Origin of the sequence: Roseateles sp. YR242, assembly GCF_900109745.1 — a bacterium.
Taxonomy (GTDB): Bacteria; Pseudomonadota; Gammaproteobacteria; order Burkholderiales; family Burkholderiaceae_C; genus Roseateles.
The window spans coordinates 320311-344524 of the sequence record NZ_FOAV01000005.1 but is presented as its reverse complement, the minus strand read 5'-3'; the positions used below and the strand labels follow the sequence as shown (position 1 = coordinate 344524).

Here is a 24214-nt window from a genome sequence, read left to right as displayed (position 1 = left end):
TGAAGAGTTGGAGGGTCTCGGCCTTGAGATGGAGGACGTGGCGGCGGACTACCAGGTCGTCCTGTGGCCCAGCACCATTGAGTCCTTCTACATCTTCACCAGCCTCGATGACCAATGGCTTTGCGGCCCGGCCGGCCTCTACGCCCTCAACGCCCAGTCGATCGAATCTGTCTTCCGCATGAAGGGCATTCCGCGCAGGCGGTGGCCGGAGCTGTTCGAGGACATCCGCGAACTGCAAGCCGGCGCAATGCAGGCCATGGAAGAGAACCGACCCAAGAAGCCCCAGTGATGGGGCTTTTCTCATTGGACACGCATGGCTGACGAAATCACCACCCTTGGTCTAGGCGTCGATACCTCACAGGTGAAGACGGCCCAGAAGGACCTGGACCAGCTCACCGGGCACGGCGACAAGGCCGCCACGATGGCCGAGGCGCTGGCCAAGGCCATGCGCGATGCCGGCCAGGCGTCCGCTGCCGCCATGGATCGCCTTGAGCGTGCCGTGCGCGACTCCACCACAGCCACCACGGCCCTGGCCGCTGCCATGGGCCGCACCCGGGTGGCGAACGAAGGTATGGCCGAGTCGTCGGACAAAGCCGCGTCGGCCGGCGACCGCCTGGTGGATTCACTTCGCGACCAGGTAGCCACCTTCGGCAAGGGCGCCGAGGACCTGCTCCGGTACCGGGCCGCTCAGGCGGGCGTGGCCGCCGAAGCGGCTCCGCTTATCCTGCAACTGGAGAACCAGCGCGCAGCGCAGCGCGATGCTGCAACATCAGCACTGGCGGAGGCCCAGGCCCAGAGGGAAGCCGGCCAGGCCAAGCTCGCCGCCCAGCGCCAGCAGGACAGTTTCCTGGATTCGTTGAAGACCCAGGCGGCGACTTACAAGATGTCCACGGCCGAGGCTCTGGCCTACCGGGCGGCGCTGTTGGGTGTTTCGGAGCAAGCGGCTCCGTACATCAAGCAGCTGGAAAGCGCGAAGGATCAGACGCGCAAGTTCGGCCAAGGCGCCAAGCTGACCGCGCAGGAGGCGCAGCAGCTCAGTTTTCAACTGAACGACCTGTTCGTTCAGATCTACTCCGGTGGGTCACCAATGACTGCGCTGGTGCAGCAGGGGTCTCAACTGAGCGGCACCTTCGGCGGGCTGAAGAACACCGCCGCCGCGCTGAGCACGGTGTTCACGGGAACGCGCCTGCTGCTGGGTGGGTTCGCCGCCGGCATCGGCGCGCTGGCGATGGCCTACTACCAGGGCGCCCAGCAAAGCGAGGACTTCCGCAAGTCAATCATCCTGACGGGCAACGCCGCAGGCGTGACCGAAGGGCAGTTCAACGCGATGGCCAAGAGCGTGGCCAACGCGGCGAACGTGAGCCTGGGGAGCAGCCGCGAGATCCTGCAGGGCCTGGTGAGCACCGGCCAACTGAACGGGGACGCGCTGAAGGCATCCGCCCAGGCGGCCCAGCTCTACGCCAAGGTCACCGGCGCCTCGAACGAGGAAGTGGTGAAGACCTTCGCCGGCTCCGCTGAAAGCGTGTCGCGCTTCGCGGCGCAGATGAACAAGAGCTACAACTTCCTTGACGCTGACCAGCTGAAGTACATCCGTCGCGCGGAGGAACAGCAGAAGGGCGACGAGGCCCTTGTGTTCGTCATGGGGAAGCTCAGCGAGCGGTTGGACGCGACAGCCAAGAACGTGGGGTACCTGGAGCGCGCGTGGAACTCAGCCAAGACTGCCGCCGGCAACTTCTGGGACGCGGCGAAAGGGGTGGGGCGCGCTGACACCACGGACGACCTGATCGCGGATGCAGAAGCTCGCCTGAAGGCGCTGGACAGCCGTAGGTCCAACAATCCCGCCGCCACTGCAGCACGCCGCGAGGCTATCGAGTCCGAGTTGGCGGCCCTGCAGAGGGTTAAGCAGGTCAGCGAAGAGACGGCAAAGCAACAGGCCGAGAGCGTCGAAACCCAGCGCGTCAAAGACACCCTGAACCTGCGCCTGGAGGCGTCGCTCAGTCGGCAAGTGAAGTGGGCGCGAGCGATTGATGATGCCAACAAGCTCGCTGATAAGGCCAACGCCACGCCTAACGAACGCAAGGCGCTGCTCAAGAACATCAACGACGAATACGACCCCGGCGCGCAGGCGGCGCGCTCGGCTTCGGCCGTCTCGGACATCCAGCGCAGCCTGTCGGCGCTGACGGCCTCCTACCAGGATGCCGAATCGGTCTTGGAGACCACCCGCCAGGCGGGCCTGATCAGTGATCAGCAGTACTACGACGCCAAGCGGGCATTCATCGACCTCTACCGCCAGGCCCAAGTGAAGGCGCTGGGCGACGAGAACGGGCAACTTCAGCAGTCGATGAAGCGGGACAACCTGACCACCGCCGACCGCTTGAGCCTGCAGGGCAAGATCAAGGACAACCTCGCGCAGATCAACGAGATCAACAACAAGGCCGCCGCATCCACGGTCAACCTGGGGATCCAGCAGAACTCCGCCGCCGCTGCGGCAAAGAAAGCCTACGCCGAGGCGCGACAGTCCGCTCAGGACTACCTCGACACACTGACGCGCTCGCAGGACCGCGAGCTGCAGCTGATGGGGGCCGGTGACAAGGCACGCCAGCGCGAGCAGGGCCGCAACCAGATCAGCGACCGCTACGACGACCAGATTCGCCAACTGGAGAACAACAAGAGCCTGTCGCAGATGCAGGGTCGGTTCGATTCGAACGCGCAAAAGCAGTACGACGACCAGCTGGCGCTGATCAAGGAGTTTCGCGAGAAGGCGCTCGGCGAGTGGGACAAGTACTACGACGCCCGCCTGGCGAAGGAAAGCGACTGGTCTGTGGGCGCCGGCGAGGCCATGACCAACTATGCGGCGAACGCCAACAACACCGCCGCCCAGGCCCAGAAGTTCTACGAAAACGCCTTCTCCTCGATGGAGGACGCGTTGGTGAATTTCGTGATGACCGGCAAGCTGGACTTCAAGTCTCTCGCGAACTCGATCATCAGTGATCTCGTGCGGATCATGATCCAGAAGCAGATCACGGGCATCTTTGGCGGTACCGGCGGCAGCGGGGGGGTGCTCTCGATGGCCGGAAGCTTCTTCCACGGCGGTGGCGTGGTCGGCACAGACTCTCCGGCCCGCACCCGCTCGCTGCCGGCATCCACCTGGGCAGGGGCCCCGAAGTTCCATAGCGGCATGCTGGCCTCGGACGAATACCCGGCCATCCTTCAGAAGGGTGAAAGCGTTCTGACGGCGGCTCAGATGCGCGCCATGGGCGCTGCGTCATCCAGCGGGTCCGGCGGTGACGTGAAGGTCGAGGTCTACAACCAGACCGGCAAAGCTGCGAACGCCGAAGCCACCACCCAGCAGCAGCCGGACGGCTCTACGCTCGTGAAGATCCTCCTGAAGGAGGTGGCCAACGACATGGCGTCGGGCGGCATCACGGCTCGCGCAACCCAGGGCCGCTTCGGCCTAAAGACCAACTGATATGGCCGCACTCCCTTCCTATGTCGGTGTCACGCTGGCCAACACCAGCGAGGACTTTGACCCCGAAGTCATCTCCACCCAGATGGAACGCGGCCTGGACAAGACCAGGCTCGGCAACACCAGGGTGGTGATGAAGGTCACGGTCGGCCTGCTCTTCAAGAGCCGGGCCGACACCGTGGCCTTCGATGACTGGTACTTCAACACCATCGGCCGCATCGGTTGGTTCGACTGGTTCGACTCGCGCTACCAGGTGACCCGGTCGGTTCGATTCGAGGGCGGGAAGCTGGGCGCCCTGACGCCTCTGGCTGGGCGCTTCGAGGTGGCCAGCCGCACCGCTGTTCTGGAGTTCCTGCGATGAGCCTCCGAGAGAACAATCAGCGCGTCACCAACCCTGGCGGCTCAATCGAACTGCTGGAGATCACGAACCCTGGCTTCTCGGAGCCGATGCGGATTGCCAACAACTCGGAAGACGTGGCCAGCCAGGGCGTGACGTACGTCGGCGTCAACTTTGGCTTCACCCTGCCGGAGGACGTGAGCGGCAGCGCCCCGCGTATGCAGCTGACGATGGGCAACGCCGGCACCAGCATCACCGATGAGCTGGAGCGCATCACGCCCGGGTCTATCACCATGGCCCGGCTGATCATCATCGACCGCAGCGAGCCGGACGTGCAGGAGAAGGTGTTCAAGATGCCGATCTCCAGCGTGGTGTGCACGCCGTCCGCCGCCACGGCCACGGCCGGGTGGGACGAGATCATGCGCCAGGCGGCCGTCAAGCAGATCGCCAACCAGCACACGCTGCCCGGGATCTTCTGATCGTGCGGGCCCAGGATCTCGACCGCTTCTGCGGTCTGCCTTACTGCGCGCGCTCGATGGACTGCGCGGACCTGTTTGTACTGGTCCAGCGGGAGCTGTTCGGCAGAGCCGCTGAGCTCGCCGGCACCCGGCCACGCCCACGCCGGCAGGCTGACCAGGCCGCCCAGTTGGTCGCCCACACCGCGGCCCTTGGTCGCCGGGTGGATGCGCCGCAGGACGGCGACGCCGTGTTGATGCTGGATTCCGGCCAGAGCACCCCGGGGCACATCGGCACCTACTTTTTCTTGGCATACGAACCGTGGGTGCTTCACACCTCCCACGTCATCGGCGCCAGTCGCATGCATCGCCTTCACGAGCTGCCGGCCTACGGCCTTCGTGTTGAAGGGTTCTACAGATGGAATTGAACACCGCAATGGTGGGCGGCGCCCCGGCTGAACTGCTGGACCCGCCGGCCCCTGGCCGCCTCATCGTCACGCCGCATCCGGTGCTGCTGGAAGGCCAGCGCAACGTCCCGGCGGATCTGCAACCAGGTGAGAGCCTGGAATCGTTCCTGGAACGCCACTTGGATGGCATCGGCTCTGGGGCGTGGTCCGTCTCCATCGGCGGGTATGAGGTGCCGCGTGCGCTGTGGTCCCGTACCTGGCCCAAGCACGGCCAGGTCATCGCCTGCAGGGCCTCGGTGCAGAAGAGCGCGCTGAAGTTGGTGGCTATCGCGGCGCTGGTGTATTTCACCGGTGGTATCGCCCTTGCGGGCGGAGCGATGGCCTTCGGCGGCTCCATGCTTTCGGTTGGCCTCGTCGTGGCTGGCGCGGCCATCATCAACAAGGTTCTGACACCGAAGGTTCCGAAGGCCGGCAGTGGGACGGCGAAGGAGGTGTACAGCCTCTCCGACCAGCGGAATTCGGCGCGGCAGAACGAGCCCATCGGCGTGCTGCTGGGCGAGATGCGTGTGACGCCGGACCTGGCCAGCAACCAATACACGTGGTTCCAGAGCGATGACCAATACCTGGCCAGCACGCTGCTGGGCGGGATCAACGTCGCGAGCTATTCGGATCTATCGGTGGGCGACACGCCGCTGTCCAACTACAGCGACGTGACGGTCTACACGAACGGCTTCAGTGGCATGCCGAGCGTGCCTGTTCCGCTGTACAGCAACGCCGACACGATCGAAGGCGCGCTGCTGGAGGACACCCAGGAGTGGGTTACCCGCACCAGCAGCGTTGACTCGCTGCAGCTCCAGATCGATCTGGAATACAGCCTCTACAAGTCGGGCGAGGGCCTCTCGCTCGCGTTCCTGATCGTGGAAGCTCAGTACCGTGCTGTCGGCACGTCTTCCTGGCTGCCGTTTGGTCGTGGCACCAGCGGCACGCCCGGCAACTACTCCTATTCGAACAAGTCCACCGAGCTGCGACGCACCACCCTGACCCAGGTGGTGGACCCTGGCCAGTACGAGGTGCGCATGCGCCGCGTAAACGGCATCAACGACAGCAACACCACCCGGACTGCCCAATGGACCTACCTGCGCAGCATCCAGCCGGACTCCACTGATTATTCGGACTGGGGTCGCATCGGCATCAAGATCAAGGCCACAGGCCAACTCAACGGCACGCTGGATACCGTCCGTGCCACGTTCCATCCCCGGCCACTCCCGGTGTGGAACGGAACGGCCTGGATCAACGCGACGACCCGGGCCGAGGGCATCAGCAACCCAGGGGCGCTGATCCTGCTGGTGCTGCGCGGCGTCCGAGATGCGGCAGGGAACCTGCAGTTCGGCATGGGCATGTCGGATGACCAGATCGGCTTGGATGGCCTGAAGGGCTTCATGCTGCATTGCGCGGCCAACGGCTACACCTATGACCGTTGGATCACCGAAGCGATCAGCCTGAACGACCTGCTGGAAGAGATCGCGCTTGCCGGCATGGGGCAGTTCATGTGGCTCAACGGGTCGTCCCCCACCGTGATGTGGGCGGCCAACGGCCAACCGCTTGGCGGCGTGGTCAACATGGCCAACATGACGCGCGGCAGCTTCCAGGTGAGCTACACGCTGACCAACGCGGCCGACGGCATCGAATACCAGTACCAGGACCGGGACAAGGACTTCGAGACCGTCACCCTGCGTGTCACGGCGCCGGGCGTCACCACGATGCTGAACCCGGCCCGGATCACCGGTGTCGGTGTCACCACCGAAGCGCATGCCGCCGTCCTGGCGCGGTACCACCTCGGCCAGAGCCTGTACCAGTTCAAGGACATCAGCTTCGGCGCTGACATCGAGCACCTGGACTACCGCCGCATGTCCATGCTGAGCCTCAGCCACGACATGACGCAGTGGGCCCACGGTGGCCGCCTGGTCAGCGCGTCGCTGGTTGGTGGGGTGATCTCGCTGGAGCTGGACCAACCGGTGCCCGCGCTGCCAAGCCGCTTCGTCGGCCTGCGCGTGCCTGGCGAGGTGGATTACCGCGTCTTCGGCGTGCAGGCCTTCACCGGCACATCCGATGTTCTGACGCTCACGGGCTCCTGGCCCGATGGTGTGGCGTTCCCTGGAGACACCAGCGGCAACCCCGCCCATGACACCCTGTGGTGCTACGACGTGAAGGCCACGCCTGGCTATCGGGTGCGGGTGGTGCAGATCGAGCCAGAGCCGGACCTCAAGGGCGCCACGGTCCGCGTGGTGCCGGAGAGTGACGAGTTCTGGACCTATGTGCTCACCGGCGCATACCAGCCTGCGCCTGTCCAACCGGCCAACCCGCAGTTGGACCCGCCGGTGGTGTCCAACATCCGCGTGACCTCCCAGACCAACACCCAGGGCAACACCGAGTGGGTGCAGCTCAATGTGGCCTGGGACTGCAGCGGCGAGGTGGAACACTGCCAGGTCTGGGGCACCATCGACGGGCAGGAGCAGCGCCTGCAGGACGGTGCTGCCGTGGGCAACCGGACCAGCTTCCGGATCGACACGAACGGCTCCTGGCTGATCAAGGTGGTGCCGTTCGATTCGAAGGGCAGGGCGGGCGCCTCCGCGTCCGTGCTGTTCCTGACCGACGCCCTGGACGCGCCACCGTGGAACGTGGACCAGTTCGCGTTGGACGATTTGGTCGCCGGCATCCGCCGCTTCCGCTTCGGCTACAGCGAGAGCAAGCCACCGGCCTATGCCGGCGTGCAGATCCGGTACCGCGCCGGCCTCACGCCAGTGTCGGTGGATGACTGGGCTGACATGACGCCGCTGGGCGCCGCCTCGGACATCTACACCGGTGCCGTGGAGACCACGCGCCCGCCCGCTGGTGCCTGGACCTTCGCATGCCGCGCCATCACCACGGCGGGCGTACTGGCGGAGGGTGTGGCCCAGTTGTCGCGGACCCTGACGGAAGCCTTCAGCGACATCATTGCGGAGGACCCGACGCCGCCCCCGACGCCGCAGAACGTGGAGGTGGCGGCGGGCTTCTCGAAGCTGATCATCACGCACGATACGCCCACCTATACCGCCGGCCATGGCCACAAGAAGACGAAGGTCTACGGGAAGGTTATGGCGGCCGGCGACCCACTGCCGGTGTTCGCTGATGCCTCGCCGCTGCACGAGTTCACCGGCCCAATCACGAGCTACCCGGCGCCGCTGGGCACAACCCTGCGCCTGTGGCTGACCTGGGTCACGAACGACGACGTGGAATCGCTGGTGCCGGCCGGCGGGGACAACGGCATTGCCGTCACCACCGGAAAGATCGGCGGCCAGGACTTGGCGCCACTCGCGGTCACTGCTGCGGCGCTCGCGGCCGATGCAGTGAACCTGGGCTCGGATAAGGTCACCGGCACGATCACAGACCCGGCCCGCTTCGGCGCGCTGGCGGTCGGCTACACGGTCACCCAGTACCTTCTCGCGACAGAGGGGTACATGGCGGCTCTGTACGTAGACAACGCGCAGATCAGCTCGCTGTCGGCCGACAAGATCCTGGCCGGCGCCCTGGCGGTGGGCCGATACCTCCGAAGCACGAACTACGTCGCCAACAACAGCGGCTGGAACATCGGTGCTGACGGCTCCGCCGAGTTCAGCAACGTGCACATCCGTGGCACCAGCACCTTCGACGGCCAGGTGACGATGCGGAACCCGAACGGGTCGATCGCCTTCCAGTCTGGGGTGGTGAATCTCGACTCATCGCTGGTCAACCCCTCCAATGGCTGGCTCAACAGCAGCAATGCCAGCAGCGCGAACCTGATCCCCAACTCGGACCAAACCTCGTCAGTGACGATGGCCTACGGAAACACTGTGGCCGGCAGCATTGATGTGGGCCTGCAGTACGCCTCAAACTTCTGGCCTGACACCTACACGCTGCACGGCACCGGAACCCGCAACCTGACGATTCACCAGGCCACCAACAATGGCACGGGGGACAACGGCGTGGGTGCGGACATCTACCCGCTGGGGGCGTGGGACCTGGCCCACTCCGTCCCTGTTCTGGCCGGCCAGCGCTATTGCATGTCGGTCTATTTCCAGGCGCACCGCTGCTGCGGCGGGGTTGGAATCCAGTTCTTCGCAGTGGATGGCAGCTTCATCTCCGAAGCCTACTCGGGCGCCACGTTGCCGGCTTGGCCGGCGATCACCAACGCCGACGACATCAACGCGTACAAGCGTCCCTTCGTCTTGGCGTCGGCGCCGTCCAATGCCGTGTACATGCGGCCCTATGTTCGGAAGCACAACACGCTCAGTGGCCAAGGGCTCACCGATTCCTGGTTCTGGCTGGCTGCGCCGCAACTTGAGGCGGTTGGCGCGACTGCGACAGGCCCAGGGGCCTACAGCCCAGGCCCTTCGCTGATCGCTGGGCGGCTCACCGAAGCGGTCGTTGCCACCTACATGGATGCCGCGGTGATCGACGCAGCGCACATCAAGCGCCTGTCTGCGACATTGATCTCTACGGGCATCAACGGCGGCACCGCCAGCGGCATCCAGATCGCTCAGAACCTGCTGTCGATCTTCACCGACACGAATGCCCAGATCATCGACCTGGGGAAGCTGGCATGAGCGAGTTCGGCTTCCGAGTCCGCAACGCGGCAAACCTAGCGGTCTGGTTCGATAGCCGCGTGGCCACCGCCGGGGTGTGCCTGGACTTCATCAACGAACCCGCAAACGCTGCTGGCTACACCAGGACCTACCCCACCTTCGTCGGCCGCACGGTCCGGATGGTGAGCATGGACCTGAACGGTGCAGTGGGTGGGGCGGCCGTTGATTACGCCCTCGGCTATCCACGCCTGACCGTGGGCACGTCGGCGTTCCCGCAGTCATTCATGCTGGTGGTTTCATGAGCACCTTTGGCATTCGGATCAAGACTCCGGGCCTGGGTCTGCTGGTGGCCAGCGACGGCTTTGGCTTGAACTACATCGGCAAGGCCTCGTTCGTCCAGGACGAGGTGGCGCCGGATATGAACGGGTTGAGCCCGGGCGGCGGAACCAAGCCGACATTCAAGCGGTACCGGATCGTCACGGCTTCGCCGGTTGTGGTGCCGTTCCTGTCGCTGTCCACTCGGTGCTGTGGCGTGGCCAAGATGACCAGATCTGGCAACACCTGGGACTTCGTGGTGTTCAACCAGGACGCCAGCAATGTGGCCGCGCCCATCGACATCTACTGCTTCGGCCGCCCCACCACGCACTCCACCTACGGCATGCGGATCCGGCAGAACGACGGCGTGACGCTGGCCTATGAGTTCGGGCTGAACCGCAACCTGATGTTCGCCGGCGTGGTGGACCTGGCCGCTGGCGTGAGCTCCGCAACGATCCCTTCCGGCATCGTCACCCCGGCAGTGATGGGCTTCGCCCTCGGCTTCATTGACCCGGCTTGGGTGCTGGTGAACGCGGCGCGCAACCAGTGGCGGGCGGATGCCTACATCCACGGATGGACGCTGAGCGGGACTGTCATTGCGCGGGCCCAGCGACAGCAGCGCGTGAACGGCGACGTTGTGGAGTACGGCGCCGGCGAGAGTCCCGGCAACGAGAACTACACCGGCCGTGCTGTCACGGCTTTCCTTATCGACGCGAACGGCCTGACCTGAGGAGGAAGAATGCCGATCCTGAAAAACCTGAATGCGCCCAACGGCGCTCAGTGCACGCTCCACCAGGTGCTGCACGTCGAATCCAACATCACCCAAGCGCCCGAGGTGCTGCTGGTGCGGTTGGCCAGCTACGTCACCGAGGACAACCTGTCGGCGGAGCAGCCGGCCTACCACTGGTCGCCGCTGCTGGTCCCGTTCCTCGGTCTCAATCCCACTGACTTCTTTGGCAGCATTGAGCAGGTGCTGCTGGCCGCATCGGACTCGCCGTTCGTGGGCGGCAGCCAGATCGCCGCAGTTGGCGACCTTCAGAAGGCAAGAGACCGGCGCTGGGCTCAGATCAAGCAGCTGCGCGAGGCCCACGAGTTCGGCCCACTGACCTGGGATGGTTCCGTGTTCGATGCCGATGAGCGGGCGCAGCTGCGCATCATGGGCGCGGTGCAGTTGGCGGCCCAGGCCGTGGCCGCTGGCCAGCCCTTCAGCATGGACTGGACCCTGGCGGACAACAGCATTCGGACGCTCAGCGCTGCAGACCTGATGGCGCTCGGTGAAGCGCTGGGCCAGCAGGTGGCCAGCGCGCACGAGACCGCCCGACTGCTGCGGGAGGCCATCGACGCGGCGGCAACTGTGGCAGAAGTGCAGTCCATCGACTGGCCTACAACTTAAGCATTCCGTTTTCGGCACGCTTTCAAGCGCGATCGCCGCAGGCGCTGTAGGCTTCGGTCCGTTCAAGGCTCACCCTCAATCTGGGGGTGGGCCTTTTTGTTTTGGCGCCGTGCGCCGCACCACAGAAGGGTTCCGCCATGGGCGACAAGACGGACGGCGCGGTGAGCGCATTCGAAGCGGCGGTGGCCGCGAGCGGCAGCAAGGTCACCTATAGCGGTGCCGGCGCTGCCGTGGCAGGCGGCCTGAGTTCCAACGACCTGGTTGCCCTCATCGGCTTGCTGATCGCCCTGGGTGGCTTCGTCGTCAACTGGTACTACAAGCGCAAGCACTACGAGCTGGCCGAGCGGCAGGCGGGCGGCGGCGGGAAGCTGCCGGAATACGATGAGCAAGCCTAAGGCGCTTGCGGCGGCAGGAGCAGCGGCGCTGCTGCTTGCCGCGCCAGTAGTCATGGTCTCCGAGGGGCTTCGGACTGAGCCATACCGCGACCCGGTCGGGATCCTGACGGTCTGCTACGGCGAGACGCACGTGCAGATGCGCCCGTACAGCCCGCAGGAATGCCGGGACATGCTTGGCGATTCGCTGGCTCAGCACTGGGCCGGCATTGCCGCCTGCGTGCCTGCGGATGCACCTGACCACGTCAAGGCTGCAACCTTGTCCTTCGCGTACAACGTGGGCGCTTCGGCCTTCTGCAACTCCACCATGTCCCGCAAGCTGCTGGCCCGCGACTATGCGGGCGGATGCGCGGAACTTTCCCGATGGACCTATGCCGGCGGCCAGCAGTTGCCCGGCCTGGTGAAGCGCCGTGCGAATGAGCGCGCACTGTGTGAAGGACGCGCATGAGCGAGAAGCCCACCAACCCCAAGGATGCCGTTGGTATCCGCAAGGTGCCGATCTCCTGTCTACCCGTCCGCGTGCTGTGGCGCGTGGGCCTGGCCATGATGGAGGGGGCGTTGAAGTACGGTCGCCACAACTACCGCGCCGCTGGCGTACGGGCATCGGTCTACTTCGATGCAGTGGTGGGGCGACACCTGCTCTCCTGGTGGGAGGGGCAGGACATCGATGAGGAGTCGAAGCTCCATCACATCGATAAAGCCATCGCCGGCCTGATGGTTCTGCGCGACTCGATCCTTCAAGGGAACTGGGAAGACGACCGACCGCCGCGCCAGGACCTGGACTTGAGCGACCTGAACGCACATGCCGGGATGCTGCTCGACATGCATGCCGACAAGAAAGTGCGCCATTTCACCATCGCCGACACGGAGGCCCCATGAGCACCCTCATCGCATGTGGGCTCGCCAGCTTCGTGTTCGTGGCGCTCTTCACCTGGCGGGCCTACACCCGCGCGCCAGGTCCGGGCCAGTCCCCGCGCAGCGCCATCGCGGAGGCGTGGGTGAACATCGCGGTCGGCTTCGCGTTCAACTTCATTGCCAATTTCCTGATCCTGCCGCTGATCGGCGCGCACCCGAGCGCGGCCCAGAACTTCTGGATGGGCTGGGTCTACACCGCAGTCTCCATCGTCCGTCAGTACGCGATCCGCCGGTGGTTCAACGCGCACCTTGTGGCGCTGTCGCGGCGGCTGGCCGGGGAGGGTGGCTCATGACCTGGTCAACTCGAATTCTGATCGGGCTCGTAGCCCTGATGCTCGCCTTCGCGGCGGGCATTCGCTTCCACATCCATTGGGCGGAGGGCAAAGCCGCTGCCAACCGGGCGCAGGCCAGCGAAGAGGCCAGAAAGGTAGAGCGCACCAATGCTGTCTCCACGATCCGCCGCATGGACAACTTTGCGCAGGCGCAGCAGCGTAATGCTGCTGCCGCTCTGCCTGCTCGCTCTGACCTTGAGCGGGTGCGGCACAGTCTCGACCGCATCGTGTCCGCCCCCGCCCCGGCCGCTTCCGCAACCTGCGGTGCTGACCCAAGACTCGCCGGACTCGTTGAGCTACTCCGAGAGAGCGCGGGCCTGGTTGAAGAAGGCCCGCGACACCTTGAAGAGCTACGAGCCCAACGAGACGCACTGAGCAAGGACCCGGACCATGAGTGACCGCACCTGCAGCGACTGCAAGCACTACCGGCCGGCGCCGACCGACAGCGCCACGGTGGCGGAGTACGGCGAATGCCGGGCCCACCCGCCCACTGTGATCGTGATCGGGGATGAGCCGGTGTCCGAGTTCCCGGCCGTCAATGCGGATGAGGGCTGCGGCGAATGGGAGCCCAAGCAATGACCCCGGCGGAGTTCGACCTACTCACCGAATTCGCCACTGCGCGAGAGCGAGAGATTCTGGAAGCGGTCGCGCTGCACGGTACCCAGCGGCGGGCGGCGGAAGTTCTGGGGGTCAGCAAGAGCGCCGTGAGCAATGCCTTTGACCATGCGCGCAAGCGGGCGGCCCGCAAAGGGCATGCGCCGGGCCACTTCGTCAGCGGCGTGGCGCCGGGCTACCTGATGGGAAAGGTGACGGTCCAGCGCGCCAAGGATGGCGCCGTGGAGCGGACCTGGGAGCGGCAGTCGCCGGAACAAGCCGCCCAGCAGGAGGCGCTGCGCGCAGGGCTGGAGGCCATGGCCGCCGAGCTGCCGCGCGTGAAGCCTCGCCGACCGGCAGCCAATGACGACGCCTACAGCTCGCACCTCATGGCCTGCTACCCCATCGGGGATGCGCACATCGGCATGATGTCCTGGCCAGAAGAGACGGGCGAGGCCTGGGACCTGAAGCAGGCGGAGCGGCTGCACTGCACGGCAATGGCCCGCCTGGTGGAAATGGCGCCTGCCTGCGAGGAAGCCGTGGTGGTGAACCTCGGCGACTTCCTCCACGCCGACAACATGGAAGGCGTCACCACCCGCAGCGGTCACCGCCTGGACATGGACAGCCGCTACGCCAAGATGGCGCGCGTGGCCGTCCTGACCCTGCGGACCATGATTGACACCGCCCTCACGAAGCACAAGCGGGTGCGCGTGATCAATGCGGTGGGAAATCACGACGACACGGGCTCCCTGTGGCTGAGCATTTGCCTGGCCCACGCCTACGAGAACGAACCCCGGGTGGTGGTGGATGCCAGCCCGACCCCGTGCCACTACATCCGCCACGGCGCCACGCTGGTGGGCGTCCACCACGGCCACAGCATCAAGCCGGAGCGTCTGCCTGGCGTGATGGCGACCGACCGGGCCGAAGACTGGGGCCAGACCCGCCACCGGTACTGGTGGATGGGCCACGTGCATCACCAGTCGGTCCAGAAGGACCACCCCGGGGTGTCGGTGGAATCCTTCCGTACCCTGGCAGCAAAGGACGCCTATGCGACCTGGGGCGGGTACCGGGCGCCGCGCGACATGAAGGTGATTCTTCTGCACGACCAACACGGGGAGGTGGGCCGCTACACGGTCACCCCTGAGATGCTGGCGGAGGTCGCGTGAAACGGTCGAACTGCCTGATCTGGGCGGTCTGCCTGTACCTCAGGCGCCGACGCAAGGGTGATGCCAGCATCTACCTGAGCGTGCGCCGGTCCAGGTGGGGGCGCTTCCCGCATTTCCTGGTGATGCGCCAGCGGCGCGACGGCCTATTCCGGGCGGTCAGCTACAAGCCGATCCACCCCCAGGAGAAGAAGCTGCCGCCGCCGGTTTTCCGTGGCCGCAGCCGCTGGGGCGACCTGTAGGTAAAACTCGCTCGACCGCCTGAGGCAAGCATTCATGTCCCCTGAATTATCGTAATACGCGAAATCTCTTGCCTACTCAGCATTAGCGTATTACATTAATTCCATGGACGGCACGGTGCCGGCCAGCAACAGGGAGATCAGAATGACCAATACCTACCGCGCCGCTTTCATCGCAGCTGACGCCGACTCCACCGGCGGCGGCATCGTCCTGACCACCGAAGAGCAGGCCGGCCTGCCGGATGCTGAGCTGCTGGCCGCCGCGCGGGTTGTGGCCGAGGAGGTCGGCGCTGAAGGCGAGATCGTCATCGGCGACTGGCGCGAATGAGCGGCGCTATCGAGGAGCCAAAGCGCAGGGGCAGGCCGCCCCGGCTGGCTCCTTCAGAGACCACCAAGCCTCGGACGGTGCGTCTGAACGAGGCGCGATGGGAGAAGCTCCAGCGGCTCGGGAGGGACTGGCTGGAGGCTGCCATAGATCGCGCGAAAGAGCCGGGGTAGGCTAGAGCCTCCCGGACCTGATTGCCGCATTGACCCCTAGTCGCTCGATCACTGCCTGAGCCTCGCTTGGGTCGGCCGTGAGGCCGAAGCCAGACGGCGCCAGAATCCCGCTCCGGTCCCTGCATTCGGCGTACACGCCGTGGGGCAGTGCCGCACGCTGCCCCAACTCGCGGATCTTCACCAACCGGTCCCGCTCGGCCTCGATGCGCACCTGTACGGGAGAACGGTAGCCGACCGCCTCCGGCGGCCAAGCGCTGTCGTCTGAGCCAGGCTCCCTGCGCCAATGAGCACACCCATTTCTGGGCGTGGCCACGACCGCGACAAGATTCGGGTTGACACAAACGCCGTGGCCGTTCTCGGCCATCAGGTAGCCGAACCAATGGCAGTGCCAGCAGGGAGTGGGGTCTGGGTAAAAGTTCGAGCCGCCTTGCATACTGTATGTTTATACAGCATTGGGGCGATAGAGGACCGAAAAGGCTGTCTATCGAAGAGCCGCAAACCGCGATAAAAAGGGGGGTGAAGCGCCGCCATTCCGATAGACAGTTGCGGCACCTTGCCCGATGGCTGTTGAACTTCGCACCTGCTTTGGGAGCAGAGGGTCGCGAGTTCGAATCCCGCCGCCCCGACCATCTATCTCGCAGAGCCGACTGGGTCACCCCAGTCGGCTTTGTTTTTTGGGCGGGCCACGCCAGCAGCAGCGTGCTGCACACCTCAGGCGGGCTCAGCAGCCTCGCTGTCCGACGGTTTTTCTTCAACCTTCGGTCAGCCGAGCGCGTTTCTTGACGACCAGGCCGGCAAGCAGGGTGTTGAGTTGATCTGCAGCGGGTCAATTGGCGCTGTTCCCCAACCCGAATCGGTCGGCCACCCGCTTGTAGCGCCCATCCCGCCGAAGCTTCTCCAGCGCCGCGTTGAAACGCTCCAGCAACGGCCCGGTCTCGGGGAAGCGCTTTGACGTCATCAGGTAGTTGAAGCCGACATGCAGTGGCGTCTCCAAGGTGTGAAAGTTCTTCGCCTCACGCGGTGAGAACAGCCTCGGGATGAGCGACCATCCCACCGTGTCCACGGCAGCGACGAAGTCCACCCGGCCCGCAAACAGCTTCTTGAAGTTCTGCTCCTCACTGACGGCAGCGTCCATCTGGATGCCTGCGTCCCGCAGCAGTTGCTCGTAGTAGTAGCCGCGCACCCCGCCAATACGGAACCTGCGCAGTTCTGCGAGCGCGGAGTAGCTGGCTACCGGCGGGGCCTGATCACCGGGAGCGTAATAGAAGAGCTTGGTCTTCTTCGCGTAAAGCGGCGCGGAGAACAGGCATCTTGCCTCCCGTTCCGGGGTGGGGACATAAGGCACTGCGCCCCATACGGCGAGGTCGTCCACGGCCGCCTCGCAACGCTTCCACGGCATGTAGCGGAACTCCAGCGCCGCGCCCATCTCCGGGCCGATCTCGTCGAACAGCGCGCCCAGGAAGCTGTCCTCGCTGCGCGCACTGGCGTAGGGCGGGATCTCACCCGATGCCACCAGCAAGGTGCGGGGCAGTGGTTGTCCTGTAGCGGACAGGCATCCCAGGGTTCCAAGGGTCAGGACGCCTCTGCGAGTGAGCATGGAGCAGGCCTTTCACCATCCGAACGGATCGGCCCATGATAGGCCGCGTTCAAAAGGCCCCGGTCCCTTCAGGCGTGGGATCTCACGCGATGCCGGCCATCCTCAGGCATTCGACGAGTGGGTCGTCCCAGCTGCCTGGGACACCGCCGAAGGTTCTGGCCGTGCCGGCCGTTCTCCCAGCGCCCAATGGCCAAAGGGCACGCGCCGCAAGGTCGCCGTCAGCGCGATGGACCCTGCCAGACCGGCCACCATGCCGGCCGCAAACAGCGTCGGCACATCATGGATGTTCAGGGACCGCAGCGCCATGCGTGCACCCGCCGCAAACACCGGGTGGAACAGATAAATCCCGAAGGACCAGGCGCCCAGCCAGGCCAGCCAGCGCACCTCCGGCTTCAGGCGCAGCAGCAGCAGGCAAGCACACACGCTGACCAGCAGCCGCTGCAGACCCGGGTGATTCGCGACCGGTGGCGTGGTCATCGCCCACAGCAGCACCAGCAGCGCGACCATGCCCGCGAGAAGGCCGGGCATGACCCAGGGCGCAAAGCGGTCCAGCTGGAATCGGTGTGCGGCCACGCCGAGCAGGAAGAAGGGGAAGAGATAAGCCGCGCCATTCAAACCGAAATAGACCGGCAGCGGCACCCAGCAGTGCACCACCACGGCGGCCACCAGCCACACCGCTGCGAAGCGCTTCGGCGTGGAGAGCCATTCCAGGCGTTCCATCAATGCCGTGACGAGGAAGATCAGAAACAGCGCTTCAAGAAACCAGTAGTGCGCCACCGGCACCGTGTGCAGCAGCCACCAGTTGTAGTCGCCCTCTTTGTTGGTGCCGTCAACGAAGTTCTGCAGCAGTGCAAAGCCAGTGCCTACGATCAGCATCGGCAACAGCAATCGGCGCATCTTGCCCTTCGCAAAAGGCGCGATGTCACCCTTGAGCGGCCGGCGCGCATAGACCATTCCGGAAAGGAATGAAAACAATGGCATGCGGATCAATGCCAGCCAATTGTTGAGCTGACTGGCGGGATGCTCTGCGGGCAGGCGCAACCCCGCAGCACTGCTATCGCCGATGACGTGATAAGCCACCAGCAGCAGGCAGGCGAGTCCGCGAAGCGTGTTGATCGACAGGCCACTGGACAAAGCGACTCCCCTGGTTGGTACGGTAGATGGAAGGGTGGATGTAATGGCCCATGAAACTGGCCCATGAAACTGGCCCGTGAACTGGCCCATGAACTGGTCATGTCAGCGATCGGTGCAAGCAAGCTCTGCGCCAACTTCTCGCGGCTGGAGAGTTGCCGAGCTTCTGCATGTCCATCCTAGTCGCCCTTCATGGGGACTTGCTGCTGATGAATGGGACATGCAGTGCGCAGCGCGCACTGGGGTCCCTTAATTAGCAGTTTGCCGAAGTCGCGGTAGATCAGTTTTTCAAATCTCCCACTATGTCAACATTGATTCCCAAATCGAATGTGGGCTAACGAACGTTATCGAAGCAGTTCCAGGTTCACGGCAGTCAGCCGGCGGCCAAAGTCGCCAAGGTGAAAGCGGGTCGGCACCGCGCTCGAAATCCCCGGTTTGGTTTCAGACGTCTTGTTCATAAGCTCATGCCGTGGCGGCGCCACGACGGGCTGGGTTCTATGGGACCGTATTCCCCGGGTTCCCCATTTGTTCCCCGTTTGTTCCCCCTTTAGGATCGCGCGTCCTGCCGATCCCTCCCGTTCATGACCGCATCCTCTGCTGACGCTGCTAGCGTTGATTCCACCGCCGGCCAGCCGCAGCGCATCCTGGATGTGAGGCACGCCGTTGCGCTGTGCGTGGGCATGGTGGTCGGCGCTGGCATCTTCAAGACCTCGCCCATGGTGGCGCAGGCGCTGAGTACGCCAGAGCAGCTCTACCTGGCCTGGGCCCTCGGCGGCGTGCTCTCGGTCATCGGCGGCCTGTGTTTTGCGGAACTGGCGGCGGCCTTTCCCGATACGGGCGGCGACTATCACTTCCTGCGCCGCGCCTACGGCCATCGTTTGGGCATTCTCTTTGCGTGGTCCCGCTTTGCGGTCATCCACACCGGCTCGATGGCGCTGCTGGGGTTCGTGTTCGGAGACTACCTGGCCCAAGTGGTGGACCTCTCGCCATGGCTGGGTCCGTATGCCAGCGCCTGGATGGCGGCCGGCCTGATCGTGCTGCTCACTGGGCTGAACCTGCTGGGCGTGCAGGTGGGGCTGGGCACCCAAGTGGGTCTGACCACGCTGGTGCTGGTGGGCCTGCTGCTGTTGGGCCTTGGTGCCGGCGCCCAGCAATGGCAGGGCCATGCACCGGCGCTGCCGCATACCGGTGCGGCCGTGCCGGACTGGGGCCTGGCCATGGTGTTTGTTTTCCTGGCCTATGGCGGATGGAGCGACGCGGCCACGCTGTCGGCAGAAATCAAGGACGAGCGCCGCGGCATCGTGCGGGCTCTTCTGCTCGGCCTGGGAATCGTGATGGCGCTCTATCTGCTGGCCAACTGGGCCTATGTGCGTGTCCTGGGCTTGTCCGGCCTGGCTGCGAGCCCGGCCCCTGCGGCTGAACTGATGCGCGTGGCCTTTGGCCGGGGCGCCGAGCTGCTGATGGTGGGCGTGGTCACGTTGACGGCCCTTTCCGTGATGAATGCCATCCTGATCGCGGGCCCTCGCACCACCTACGCGGCTGCTCGGGACCTGGCGGCCGAATGGCGTCTGGCCCACTGGAACGCCCGGCGGGGCACGCCCAGCGTGGCGGTGATGGCCACCAGTGCCGTTGCGCTGGTGCTGGTCGCCTTCGGCGCCGTGACTCGCGGCGGCTTCTCCACCATGGTGGACTACCTCTCGCCGGTCTACTGGTTCTTCATCACGCTCAGCGGTCTGGCGGTCATCGTGCTGCGTCGGCGCGAGCCGGATCGCCCCCGCCCGTTCCGGGTGCCGATGTATCCGCTGTTGCCGCTGGTGTTCAGCGGCTGCAGTGCGTTTGTGCTGTGGTCCAGCCTGGTCTATGTGAAGGCGGGCGCCATCGTCGGCGTGGTGGTGCTGGCGCTGGGCGCGCTGATGCTCTGGGGGCATGGTCGTCTGCGGACGCGGTAGCCGGATGCGGCGTTGTCCGCCTGCGACGCGCCATGCCGGCCTGGACAATTCGTCCAGGGGCCGGGAGCCTTGTGCCAGCCATGCCTTGCCTACAATGCCGGCATGACTGCCTCGCGGCTTCTCTTCAAACGCCTCGCCTGGATCGTGTCCTTCACGATCCTGCTGGGTGCGTTGTTGCCGTCGCTGTTGCAGGTCATGGGGGTGCAGGTCATGGGGGTGCAGGCCACGGCGTCGCAGGCCATGGGGTCGCCGCAGGCGAGCGGCTTTGCCGAGATTTGCTCCGCCGCAGGCGCCACCATGGTCCTGCTGACCGGCGAGGCGGCGGATGCTGACCACGGCAAGTCCACCCCCGGCAGTTCCTCGTCGATGAACTGCCCGTGCTGCACGCTTCATCACGGGGCGCCGTCGCTGCCCCCGTCCGCGCTGGTCTGGGTGCCGCCCGCCGCCCTGCGGTTCGAGGCGCCCCATCTCTTCCTGCAGTCGCCCCGCCCGCTGTTCGCGTGGGCGCCGGTACTCGCGCGCGGTCCTCCTTCGGCGGCCTGATCGCTTTGGCGCCATCGGCGCTTATGGACGCTTACGGGCGCTTACGGGCGCTTATGGCGCCTCTGGCATCGTTTCGCATCGCTTGGCAACGCGTGTCGCGTTGCCCGTTGCTGGCGCTCACGCCACCCGTTCCCGCAGGGCATCCCTGCGCCGGGTGCATCCCTCGCCGTCATCCGGTCGTCCGCCCTCGCAGGTTCACTTCTCGCGCCCGTTCGTTGGCAGGGGAGGGCCCCAGGGTGAGCCGTGTGGAGCCACCCGTCCCGGTGGTGCCCGGCCGCGACGCGCAGGCAGAACCTGTCAGGACCTTTCATGAATTTCCCCAGAACCGCGCTGTCGGCTGCCCTCATGCTGGCAACCCCAACCGTCTTCGCCCAGGAGCCCGCCACAACGGCGGCTTCCGGCACCTCGGTAGCCAGCACCCCGGCAGCCAGCACCCCGGCAGCCAGCACCCCGGCAGCCAGCACCATTTCGCCGGGCACGTCTCACACACTGGACCGCGTTGAGGTTTCAGGCATACGGGACCGGCTCCAGCTTGATGCACCGGCCCCCACGGCCAGCCGCCTGGGCCTGTCGGCCCGGGAGACCCCCGCCACGGTCCAGACCCTCACGCAGGAGGATCTCCAATTCAAGGGATTGCGCACCGCACGGGAGACCTTCGCCGACATCCCCGGGGCGATCGCCGGAAACGTTCCCGGCAATCCTGCCGTGGTCATGATGCGTGGTTTCTCCGGCAATGCCGTGTCCATCCTGCAGGACGGCGTTCGGGTGTCCACCTCCACCGTGGTTCAGCGCGACACCAATACCTGGCACTTCGATCGCATCGAGGTCATCAAGGGGCCGGCGTCGGTGCTTCATGGCGAGGGCGCGCTCGCGGGTGCGATCAACAAGGTGACACGCAAGCCAGCGCTGGACGGGACCTACGTTGATGCACTGCTGAGCGGGGGCAGCTTCAACACCAGCACCATCGCCTTCGGTGCCAATGTGCAGATGAACGAGCAACTGGCGGTGCGCATGGACGTGAGTCAGCTGCAATCCGACAGCCTCTACGACGTCGACAACAACCACACCCGCGCCCGTGGGCTGACCGGCAGCGTGCTGTTCAAGCCCACCGAACGCCTGTCCATACTGGTGGCTGTGGACCACTACGCGGACCGCTATGACAGCACCTATCAGGGCGTTCCGCTGGTTCAGGCCAGCGTGGCCAAGGACCCCAGTGGCATCCTGCAAAGCGCCAACGGCCTGGTGATCGACAAGGCGCTGCGCCATCGCAACTACAACCCGGATGGTGCCTATTCCAATGCCGAGGAGACCACCCTGCGCTCCCGCCTCGATGGGGCCCTGGGCGGCGGCTGGACCTGGAACGCGGACCTGACCGCCTACACCGCCAACCGCGCCTTTGTGCTGAGTGATACACAGACCTTCGTCGCGCCAACCGCCAGTTTCCCCGGCGGCAGTTTCAACCGCACGCTTCAGCGCTTCTATCACGACCACCAGTTCTGGAATGCCCGCACGGCCATCGCCAACGACACCACGCTGGCGGGCTTGCGCAACCGCTTCACGGTGGGCGTGGAATACAACCACACGGATTTTTCGAGCCTGCGGCAGAGTGCGCCTTCCAGTGCCGTGGCGGCCGTGGACCCCTGGCATCCGGTGGTGGGGAGCTTCCCCACCGGCAGCAGCGTCTACACGGCGGGCAATCTCAACTACGACTCCGTGCTTCAGACCCGTTCGGTGTTTGCCGAGGACGGACTCAAGCTCGCACCCGAGTGGCTGCTGGTGGCCGGCCTGCGCTACGACGACATCGACCTGAGCCGCACGGTCACCAACTACAACGCGAGCACCGATCCGGCGCAGGTGGGGGCGGTGCAGTCGGCACGTCCGCAATACCACCCGCTCTCCTGGCGCCTGGGGAGCACCTACGACCTGAGCAGGACGCTCACGCTCTATGCGCAGGCCACGTCCGCTGCGGTGCCCGTGTCATCGATGCTGTTGCAGTCCATTGCCAACACCAGCTTCAAGCTGACGCAGGGGCGGTCGGCGGAAGCCGGCTTCAAGGCCACGGCCCTGGACCATCGGTTGTCGCTCACGGGTGCAGTCTTCTACATCCGCCAGACCAACATCCTCACGCGTGATCCTGCGGATGCTTCGCTGACCGTGCAGGGTGGCCGCCAGTCCTCGCGCGGCTTGGAGCTCAATGCGGTGGCGGTGCTGACGCCAGCGCTTTCTCTGGGGGCGGGGTTGGGTTATGTGGATGCGAAGTACGACAAGCTCATCGAAGCTGGCGGGGCGGTGCGCACCGGCCATCGGCCGATCAACACACCGACCTCCACAGCCAACGCCTTCGCCAGCTATGCCGTGCCCGGCACCCCGCTGACGCTCAGCGGCTTTGTGCACTACGCCGCCGGCTTCTACACGGACACCGCCAACAGCATCCATGTGGATGGCCACACCACGCTGGATGCGTCCATGGCATGGAAGACATCCCGGGACACCACCCTGACGCTGCGTGGCCGCAATCTGACCAATGCCTTCTACGGCGAGTATTCCGGGTACCCGACAACCAACGTCTACCTTGGTGCACCTCGGAGCGTGGAAGTCTCCTGGCTGGCGCGGTTCTGATCATGCAGCGCCGTGCTCGCTTTGCCGCTCGGTCTGTGAGGATCGCTGCGTGGATCTCCACGGGGACCGCTGCGCGGAGCTCCGTGCAGGCTTCCATGCGGCCTTCCATGCGGCTTCCCACGCGGTTCTCCCTCCGCTCCTTCTTTCGCCGTCTGCACCTGTGGCTGGGGTTGAGTGTCGGCTTGTTGTTCGTGCTGATGGGCCTGACTGGCTCGGCCCTGGTGTTCTACGAGGACATTGACCGTCTGCTGCACCCGGCGCTACGCGTGTCAGCGCCGGGCGCCGCGCCGGGGTGGGAGGACCCGGTGTGGGACCGGGCGTTGTCCACCGTGAGGGCCCGGTGGCCTGACCGCACGGGCGCATGGCGTTTCGAGGCCACAGGGGTGCCGGGCCCCATTCCCGCGCGCTACCAGGCGCCCGGCGAAGGTCATCACGGGCGCCGCGTGATGGTCTGGTTGACGCCGGACGGCACACAGGTGCTGCGGGAGGCCACCTGGGGGCGCTACGCCATGACGTGGATCTACGACCTCCATATGGAGCTGCTTGCTCATGCGCCGGGGCGGGCTTTTGTGGGCTGGTCCGGCCTGGTGATGCTGGTGCTGCTGCTCTCCGGCCTGTGGGCCTGGTGGCCCAAGGGCGGCTGGGCCGCGGCCTGGCACTTCAAGCGTGGCGCGGTGCCCTCCCGGCGGTTGCGGGACATTCACAAATGGGCGGGCCTGCTGTCGCTCCCACTTCTGCTGATGCTGGTGGCTACCGGCACGATGTTGGCGCTGCCCGAGCCGAGCAATGCCGTGCTGGCGAGGACGGTGGGGGCCGTTGCAGCGAGCGTCAGGGCACCGGTGGTGGCGCCTTCCTCGGCCATGGCCCCCGGCATCACGGTGGCTCAGGCGCTCGCCGCTGCGCATCGGGTGATGCCGCAAGGCCGGTTGGCGTGGGTGGAGGCGCCCGGGCAGGGCGCTTTTATGGTCCGGGTGCAGCAGCCCGACGACCCCAGCTTCCGCTTCCCCCACAGCCATGTCTTTGTGGACCCGTTGGACGGCCACATCCTCGCGGTGCAGGACCGCGAGCGGTTCGGACCCGGCAATGTGGTGAACAACTGGCTGCATCCGCTGCATGACGCATCGGTCGGAGGCTGGCCGCTGCGCGTCCTGGTTTTGCTGATGGGTTTGAGCCCGTTGCTGCTCTTCATCACCGGGCTGCTGCGCTGGTGGATTCGCCGGCGCGCGGGCAGGCCGTCGCCGCAGCGGGGTGGTCCGCAGGACGCCTGA

General features: G+C 65.6%; 24 protein-coding genes and 1 tRNA gene. 23 read left to right on the top strand and 2 right to left on the bottom strand.

Translation table 11 applies throughout. The features are described from left to right. The first annotated feature begins 28 nt into the window (after positions 1-28). From BMY53_RS12665 to BMY53_RS25920, 19 genes are all read left to right on the top strand, one after another. Positions 29-289: a DUF1799 domain-containing protein gene (locus tag BMY53_RS12665; RefSeq protein WP_092946824.1), complete on the top strand. Its 261-nt coding sequence runs from the start codon at positions 29-31 to the stop codon at positions 287-289. Between the two features lie 24 nt (positions 290-313). After that, complete coding sequence (locus BMY53_RS12660; protein WP_092946823.1) at positions 314-3469, top strand: phage tail tape measure protein; 3156 nt, start codon at positions 314-316, stop codon at positions 3467-3469. Position 3470: 1 nt separating this feature from the next. Further along, a complete protein-coding gene (locus BMY53_RS12655; protein ID WP_255370169.1) occupies positions 3471-3827 on the top strand; it encodes a hypothetical protein in 357 nt (118 codons plus the stop codon). Next, complete coding sequence (locus BMY53_RS12650) at positions 3824-4282, top strand: DUF1833 family protein (protein WP_092946822.1); 459 nt, start codon at positions 3824-3826, stop codon at positions 4280-4282. Before BMY53_RS12655 ends, BMY53_RS12650 begins: the two co-directional genes overlap by 4 nt. A gap of 2 nt (positions 4283-4284) precedes the next feature. Then, positions 4285-4686, top strand: coding sequence for a hypothetical protein (locus BMY53_RS12645; protein WP_092946821.1), 402 nt, complete (start codon positions 4285-4287; stop codon positions 4684-4686). Then, on the top strand, positions 4677-9287 hold the full coding sequence (locus BMY53_RS12640; protein WP_143074052.1) for a host specificity factor TipJ family phage tail protein: 4611 nt from the start codon (positions 4677-4679) through the stop codon (positions 9285-9287). Before BMY53_RS12645 ends, BMY53_RS12640 begins: the two co-directional genes overlap by 10 nt. Beyond that, complete coding sequence (locus tag BMY53_RS12635; protein ID WP_092946819.1) at positions 9284-9568, top strand: hypothetical protein; 285 nt, start codon at positions 9284-9286, stop codon at positions 9566-9568. The genes BMY53_RS12640 and BMY53_RS12635 overlap by 4 nt, the downstream gene beginning before the upstream one ends. Continuing rightward, positions 9565-10311, top strand: coding sequence for a hypothetical protein (locus BMY53_RS12630; protein WP_092946818.1), 747 nt, complete (start codon positions 9565-9567; stop codon positions 10309-10311). Before BMY53_RS12635 ends, BMY53_RS12630 begins: the two co-directional genes overlap by 4 nt. A gap of 9 nt (positions 10312-10320) precedes the next feature. After that, positions 10321-10974, top strand: coding sequence for a DUF4376 domain-containing protein (locus BMY53_RS12625; protein ID WP_092946817.1), 654 nt, complete (start codon positions 10321-10323; stop codon positions 10972-10974). A gap of 137 nt (positions 10975-11111) precedes the next feature. Then, positions 11112-11369, top strand: a complete 258-nt coding sequence (locus BMY53_RS12620) for a holin (protein ID WP_092946816.1) — start codon at positions 11112-11114, stop codon at positions 11367-11369. Then, the gene (locus BMY53_RS12615) at positions 11356-11814 is read left to right on the top strand and encodes a lysozyme (RefSeq protein ID WP_092946815.1); all 459 of its coding nucleotides are present in this window, start codon (positions 11356-11358) and stop codon (positions 11812-11814) included. The genes BMY53_RS12620 and BMY53_RS12615 overlap by 14 nt, the downstream gene beginning before the upstream one ends. After that, positions 11811-12245 carry a dATP/dGTP diphosphohydrolase domain-containing protein gene (locus tag BMY53_RS12610; RefSeq protein ID WP_092946814.1) on the top strand — a complete coding sequence of 145 codons (435 nt, stop codon included), beginning with the start codon at positions 11811-11813 and terminating at the stop codon, positions 12243-12245. Before BMY53_RS12615 ends, BMY53_RS12610 begins: the two co-directional genes overlap by 4 nt. Next, on the top strand, positions 12242-12574 hold the full coding sequence (locus BMY53_RS12605; protein WP_255370168.1) for a DUF7220 family protein: 333 nt from the start codon (positions 12242-12244) through the stop codon (positions 12572-12574). The genes BMY53_RS12610 and BMY53_RS12605 overlap by 4 nt, the downstream gene beginning before the upstream one ends. Beyond that, positions 12571-13011: a hypothetical protein gene (locus tag BMY53_RS12600; protein ID WP_092946813.1), complete on the top strand. Its 441-nt coding sequence runs from the start codon at positions 12571-12573 to the stop codon at positions 13009-13011. The genes BMY53_RS12605 and BMY53_RS12600 overlap by 4 nt, the downstream gene beginning before the upstream one ends. Next, positions 13004-13192, top strand: a complete 189-nt coding sequence (locus BMY53_RS12595; RefSeq protein WP_092946812.1) for a hypothetical protein — start codon at positions 13004-13006, stop codon at positions 13190-13192. Before BMY53_RS12600 ends, BMY53_RS12595 begins: the two co-directional genes overlap by 8 nt. Next, positions 13174-14373, top strand: a complete 1200-nt coding sequence (locus tag BMY53_RS12590; RefSeq protein ID WP_177200850.1) for a helix-turn-helix domain-containing protein — start codon at positions 13174-13176, stop codon at positions 14371-14373. Before BMY53_RS12595 ends, BMY53_RS12590 begins: the two co-directional genes overlap by 19 nt. Next, positions 14370-14612: a hypothetical protein gene (locus tag BMY53_RS12585; protein ID WP_092946810.1), complete on the top strand. Its 243-nt coding sequence runs from the start codon at positions 14370-14372 to the stop codon at positions 14610-14612. The genes BMY53_RS12590 and BMY53_RS12585 overlap by 4 nt, the downstream gene beginning before the upstream one ends. Before the next feature lie 103 nt (positions 14613-14715). Next, positions 14716-14937, top strand: a complete 222-nt coding sequence (locus BMY53_RS12580; protein WP_092946809.1) for a hypothetical protein — start codon at positions 14716-14718, stop codon at positions 14935-14937. 682 nt (positions 14938-15619) lie between these two features. Continuing rightward, a tRNA-Pro gene (locus BMY53_RS25920) sits at positions 15620-15736 on the top strand. A 197-nt stretch (positions 15737-15933) separates the two neighbouring features. Here BMY53_RS25920 and BMY53_RS12570 read toward each other — a convergent pair. Further along, positions 15934-16704, bottom strand: coding sequence for a substrate-binding periplasmic protein (locus tag BMY53_RS12570; RefSeq protein ID WP_092946807.1), 771 nt, complete (start codon positions 16702-16704; stop codon positions 15934-15936). 102 nt (positions 16705-16806) lie between these two features. Beyond that, complete coding sequence (locus BMY53_RS12565) at positions 16807-17838, bottom strand: acyltransferase family protein (protein WP_177200849.1); 1032 nt, start codon at positions 17836-17838, stop codon at positions 16807-16809. Positions 17839-18416: 578 nt separating this feature from the next. On the opposite strand from BMY53_RS12565, the gene BMY53_RS12560 reads away from it, so the two are divergent. From BMY53_RS12560 to BMY53_RS12545, 4 genes are all read left to right on the top strand, one after another. Beyond that, a complete protein-coding gene (locus BMY53_RS12560; RefSeq protein WP_092946805.1) occupies positions 18417-19784 on the top strand; it encodes an APC family permease in 1368 nt (455 codons plus the stop codon). A 102-nt stretch (positions 19785-19886) separates the two neighbouring features. Next, entirely contained in the window at positions 19887-20327 is a 441-nt protein-coding gene (locus BMY53_RS12555; RefSeq protein ID WP_143074051.1) for a DUF2946 domain-containing protein, read from the top strand. 309 nt (positions 20328-20636) lie between these two features. After that, on the top strand, positions 20637-22946 hold the full coding sequence (locus BMY53_RS12550; protein ID WP_255370167.1) for a TonB-dependent receptor: 2310 nt from the start codon (positions 20637-20639) through the stop codon (positions 22944-22946). A 107-nt stretch (positions 22947-23053) separates the two neighbouring features. Beyond that, positions 23054-24214 carry a PepSY-associated TM helix domain-containing protein gene (locus BMY53_RS12545; protein WP_092946802.1) on the top strand — a complete coding sequence of 387 codons (1161 nt, stop codon included), beginning with the start codon at positions 23054-23056 and terminating at the stop codon, positions 24212-24214.

Excerpts from the sequence above, each read along its gene's own strand:
- BMY53_RS12665 (WP_092946824.1), top strand. The coding sequence starts at position 29 with ATGGAGGACGTGGCGGCGGACTACCAGGTCGTCCTGTGGCCCAGCACC.
- BMY53_RS12660 (WP_092946823.1), top strand. The coding sequence starts at position 314 with ATGGCTGACGAAATCACCACCCTTGGTCTAGGCGTCGATACCTCACAG.
- BMY53_RS12655 (WP_255370169.1), top strand. The coding sequence starts at position 3,471 with ATGGCCGCACTCCCTTCCTATGTCGGTGTCACGCTGGCCAACACCAGC.
- BMY53_RS12650 (WP_092946822.1), top strand. The coding sequence starts at position 3,824 with ATGAGCCTCCGAGAGAACAATCAGCGCGTCACCAACCCTGGCGGCTCA.
- BMY53_RS12640 (WP_143074052.1), top strand. The coding sequence starts at position 4,677 with ATGGAATTGAACACCGCAATGGTGGGCGGCGCCCCGGCTGAACTGCTG.
- BMY53_RS12635 (WP_092946819.1), top strand. The coding sequence starts at position 9,284 with ATGAGCGAGTTCGGCTTCCGAGTCCGCAACGCGGCAAACCTAGCGGTC.
- BMY53_RS12630 (WP_092946818.1), top strand. The coding sequence starts at position 9,565 with ATGAGCACCTTTGGCATTCGGATCAAGACTCCGGGCCTGGGTCTGCTG.
- BMY53_RS12625 (WP_092946817.1), top strand. The coding sequence starts at position 10,321 with ATGCCGATCCTGAAAAACCTGAATGCGCCCAACGGCGCTCAGTGCACG.
- BMY53_RS12620 (WP_092946816.1), top strand. The coding sequence starts at position 11,112 with ATGGGCGACAAGACGGACGGCGCGGTGAGCGCATTCGAAGCGGCGGTG.
- BMY53_RS12615 (WP_092946815.1), top strand. The coding sequence starts at position 11,356 with ATGAGCAAGCCTAAGGCGCTTGCGGCGGCAGGAGCAGCGGCGCTGCTG.
- BMY53_RS12610 (WP_092946814.1), top strand. The coding sequence starts at position 11,811 with ATGAGCGAGAAGCCCACCAACCCCAAGGATGCCGTTGGTATCCGCAAG.
- BMY53_RS12605 (WP_255370168.1), top strand. The coding sequence starts at position 12,242 with ATGAGCACCCTCATCGCATGTGGGCTCGCCAGCTTCGTGTTCGTGGCG.
- BMY53_RS12600 (WP_092946813.1), top strand. The coding sequence starts at position 12,571 with ATGACCTGGTCAACTCGAATTCTGATCGGGCTCGTAGCCCTGATGCTC.
- BMY53_RS12595 (WP_092946812.1), top strand. The coding sequence starts at position 13,004 with ATGAGTGACCGCACCTGCAGCGACTGCAAGCACTACCGGCCGGCGCCG.
- BMY53_RS12590 (WP_177200850.1), top strand. The coding sequence starts at position 13,174 with ATGGGAGCCCAAGCAATGACCCCGGCGGAGTTCGACCTACTCACCGAA.
- BMY53_RS12580 (WP_092946809.1), top strand. The coding sequence starts at position 14,716 with ATGGACGGCACGGTGCCGGCCAGCAACAGGGAGATCAGAATGACCAAT.
- BMY53_RS12570 (WP_092946807.1), bottom strand. The coding sequence starts at position 16,704 with ATGCTCACTCGCAGAGGCGTCCTGACCCTTGGAACCCTGGGATGCCTG.
- BMY53_RS12560 (WP_092946805.1), top strand. The coding sequence starts at position 18,417 with ATGACCGCATCCTCTGCTGACGCTGCTAGCGTTGATTCCACCGCCGGC.
- BMY53_RS12555 (WP_143074051.1), top strand. The coding sequence starts at position 19,887 with ATGACTGCCTCGCGGCTTCTCTTCAAACGCCTCGCCTGGATCGTGTCC.
- BMY53_RS12550 (WP_255370167.1), top strand. The coding sequence starts at position 20,637 with ATGAATTTCCCCAGAACCGCGCTGTCGGCTGCCCTCATGCTGGCAACC.
- BMY53_RS12545 (WP_092946802.1), top strand. The coding sequence starts at position 23,054 with ATGCGGCTTCCCACGCGGTTCTCCCTCCGCTCCTTCTTTCGCCGTCTG.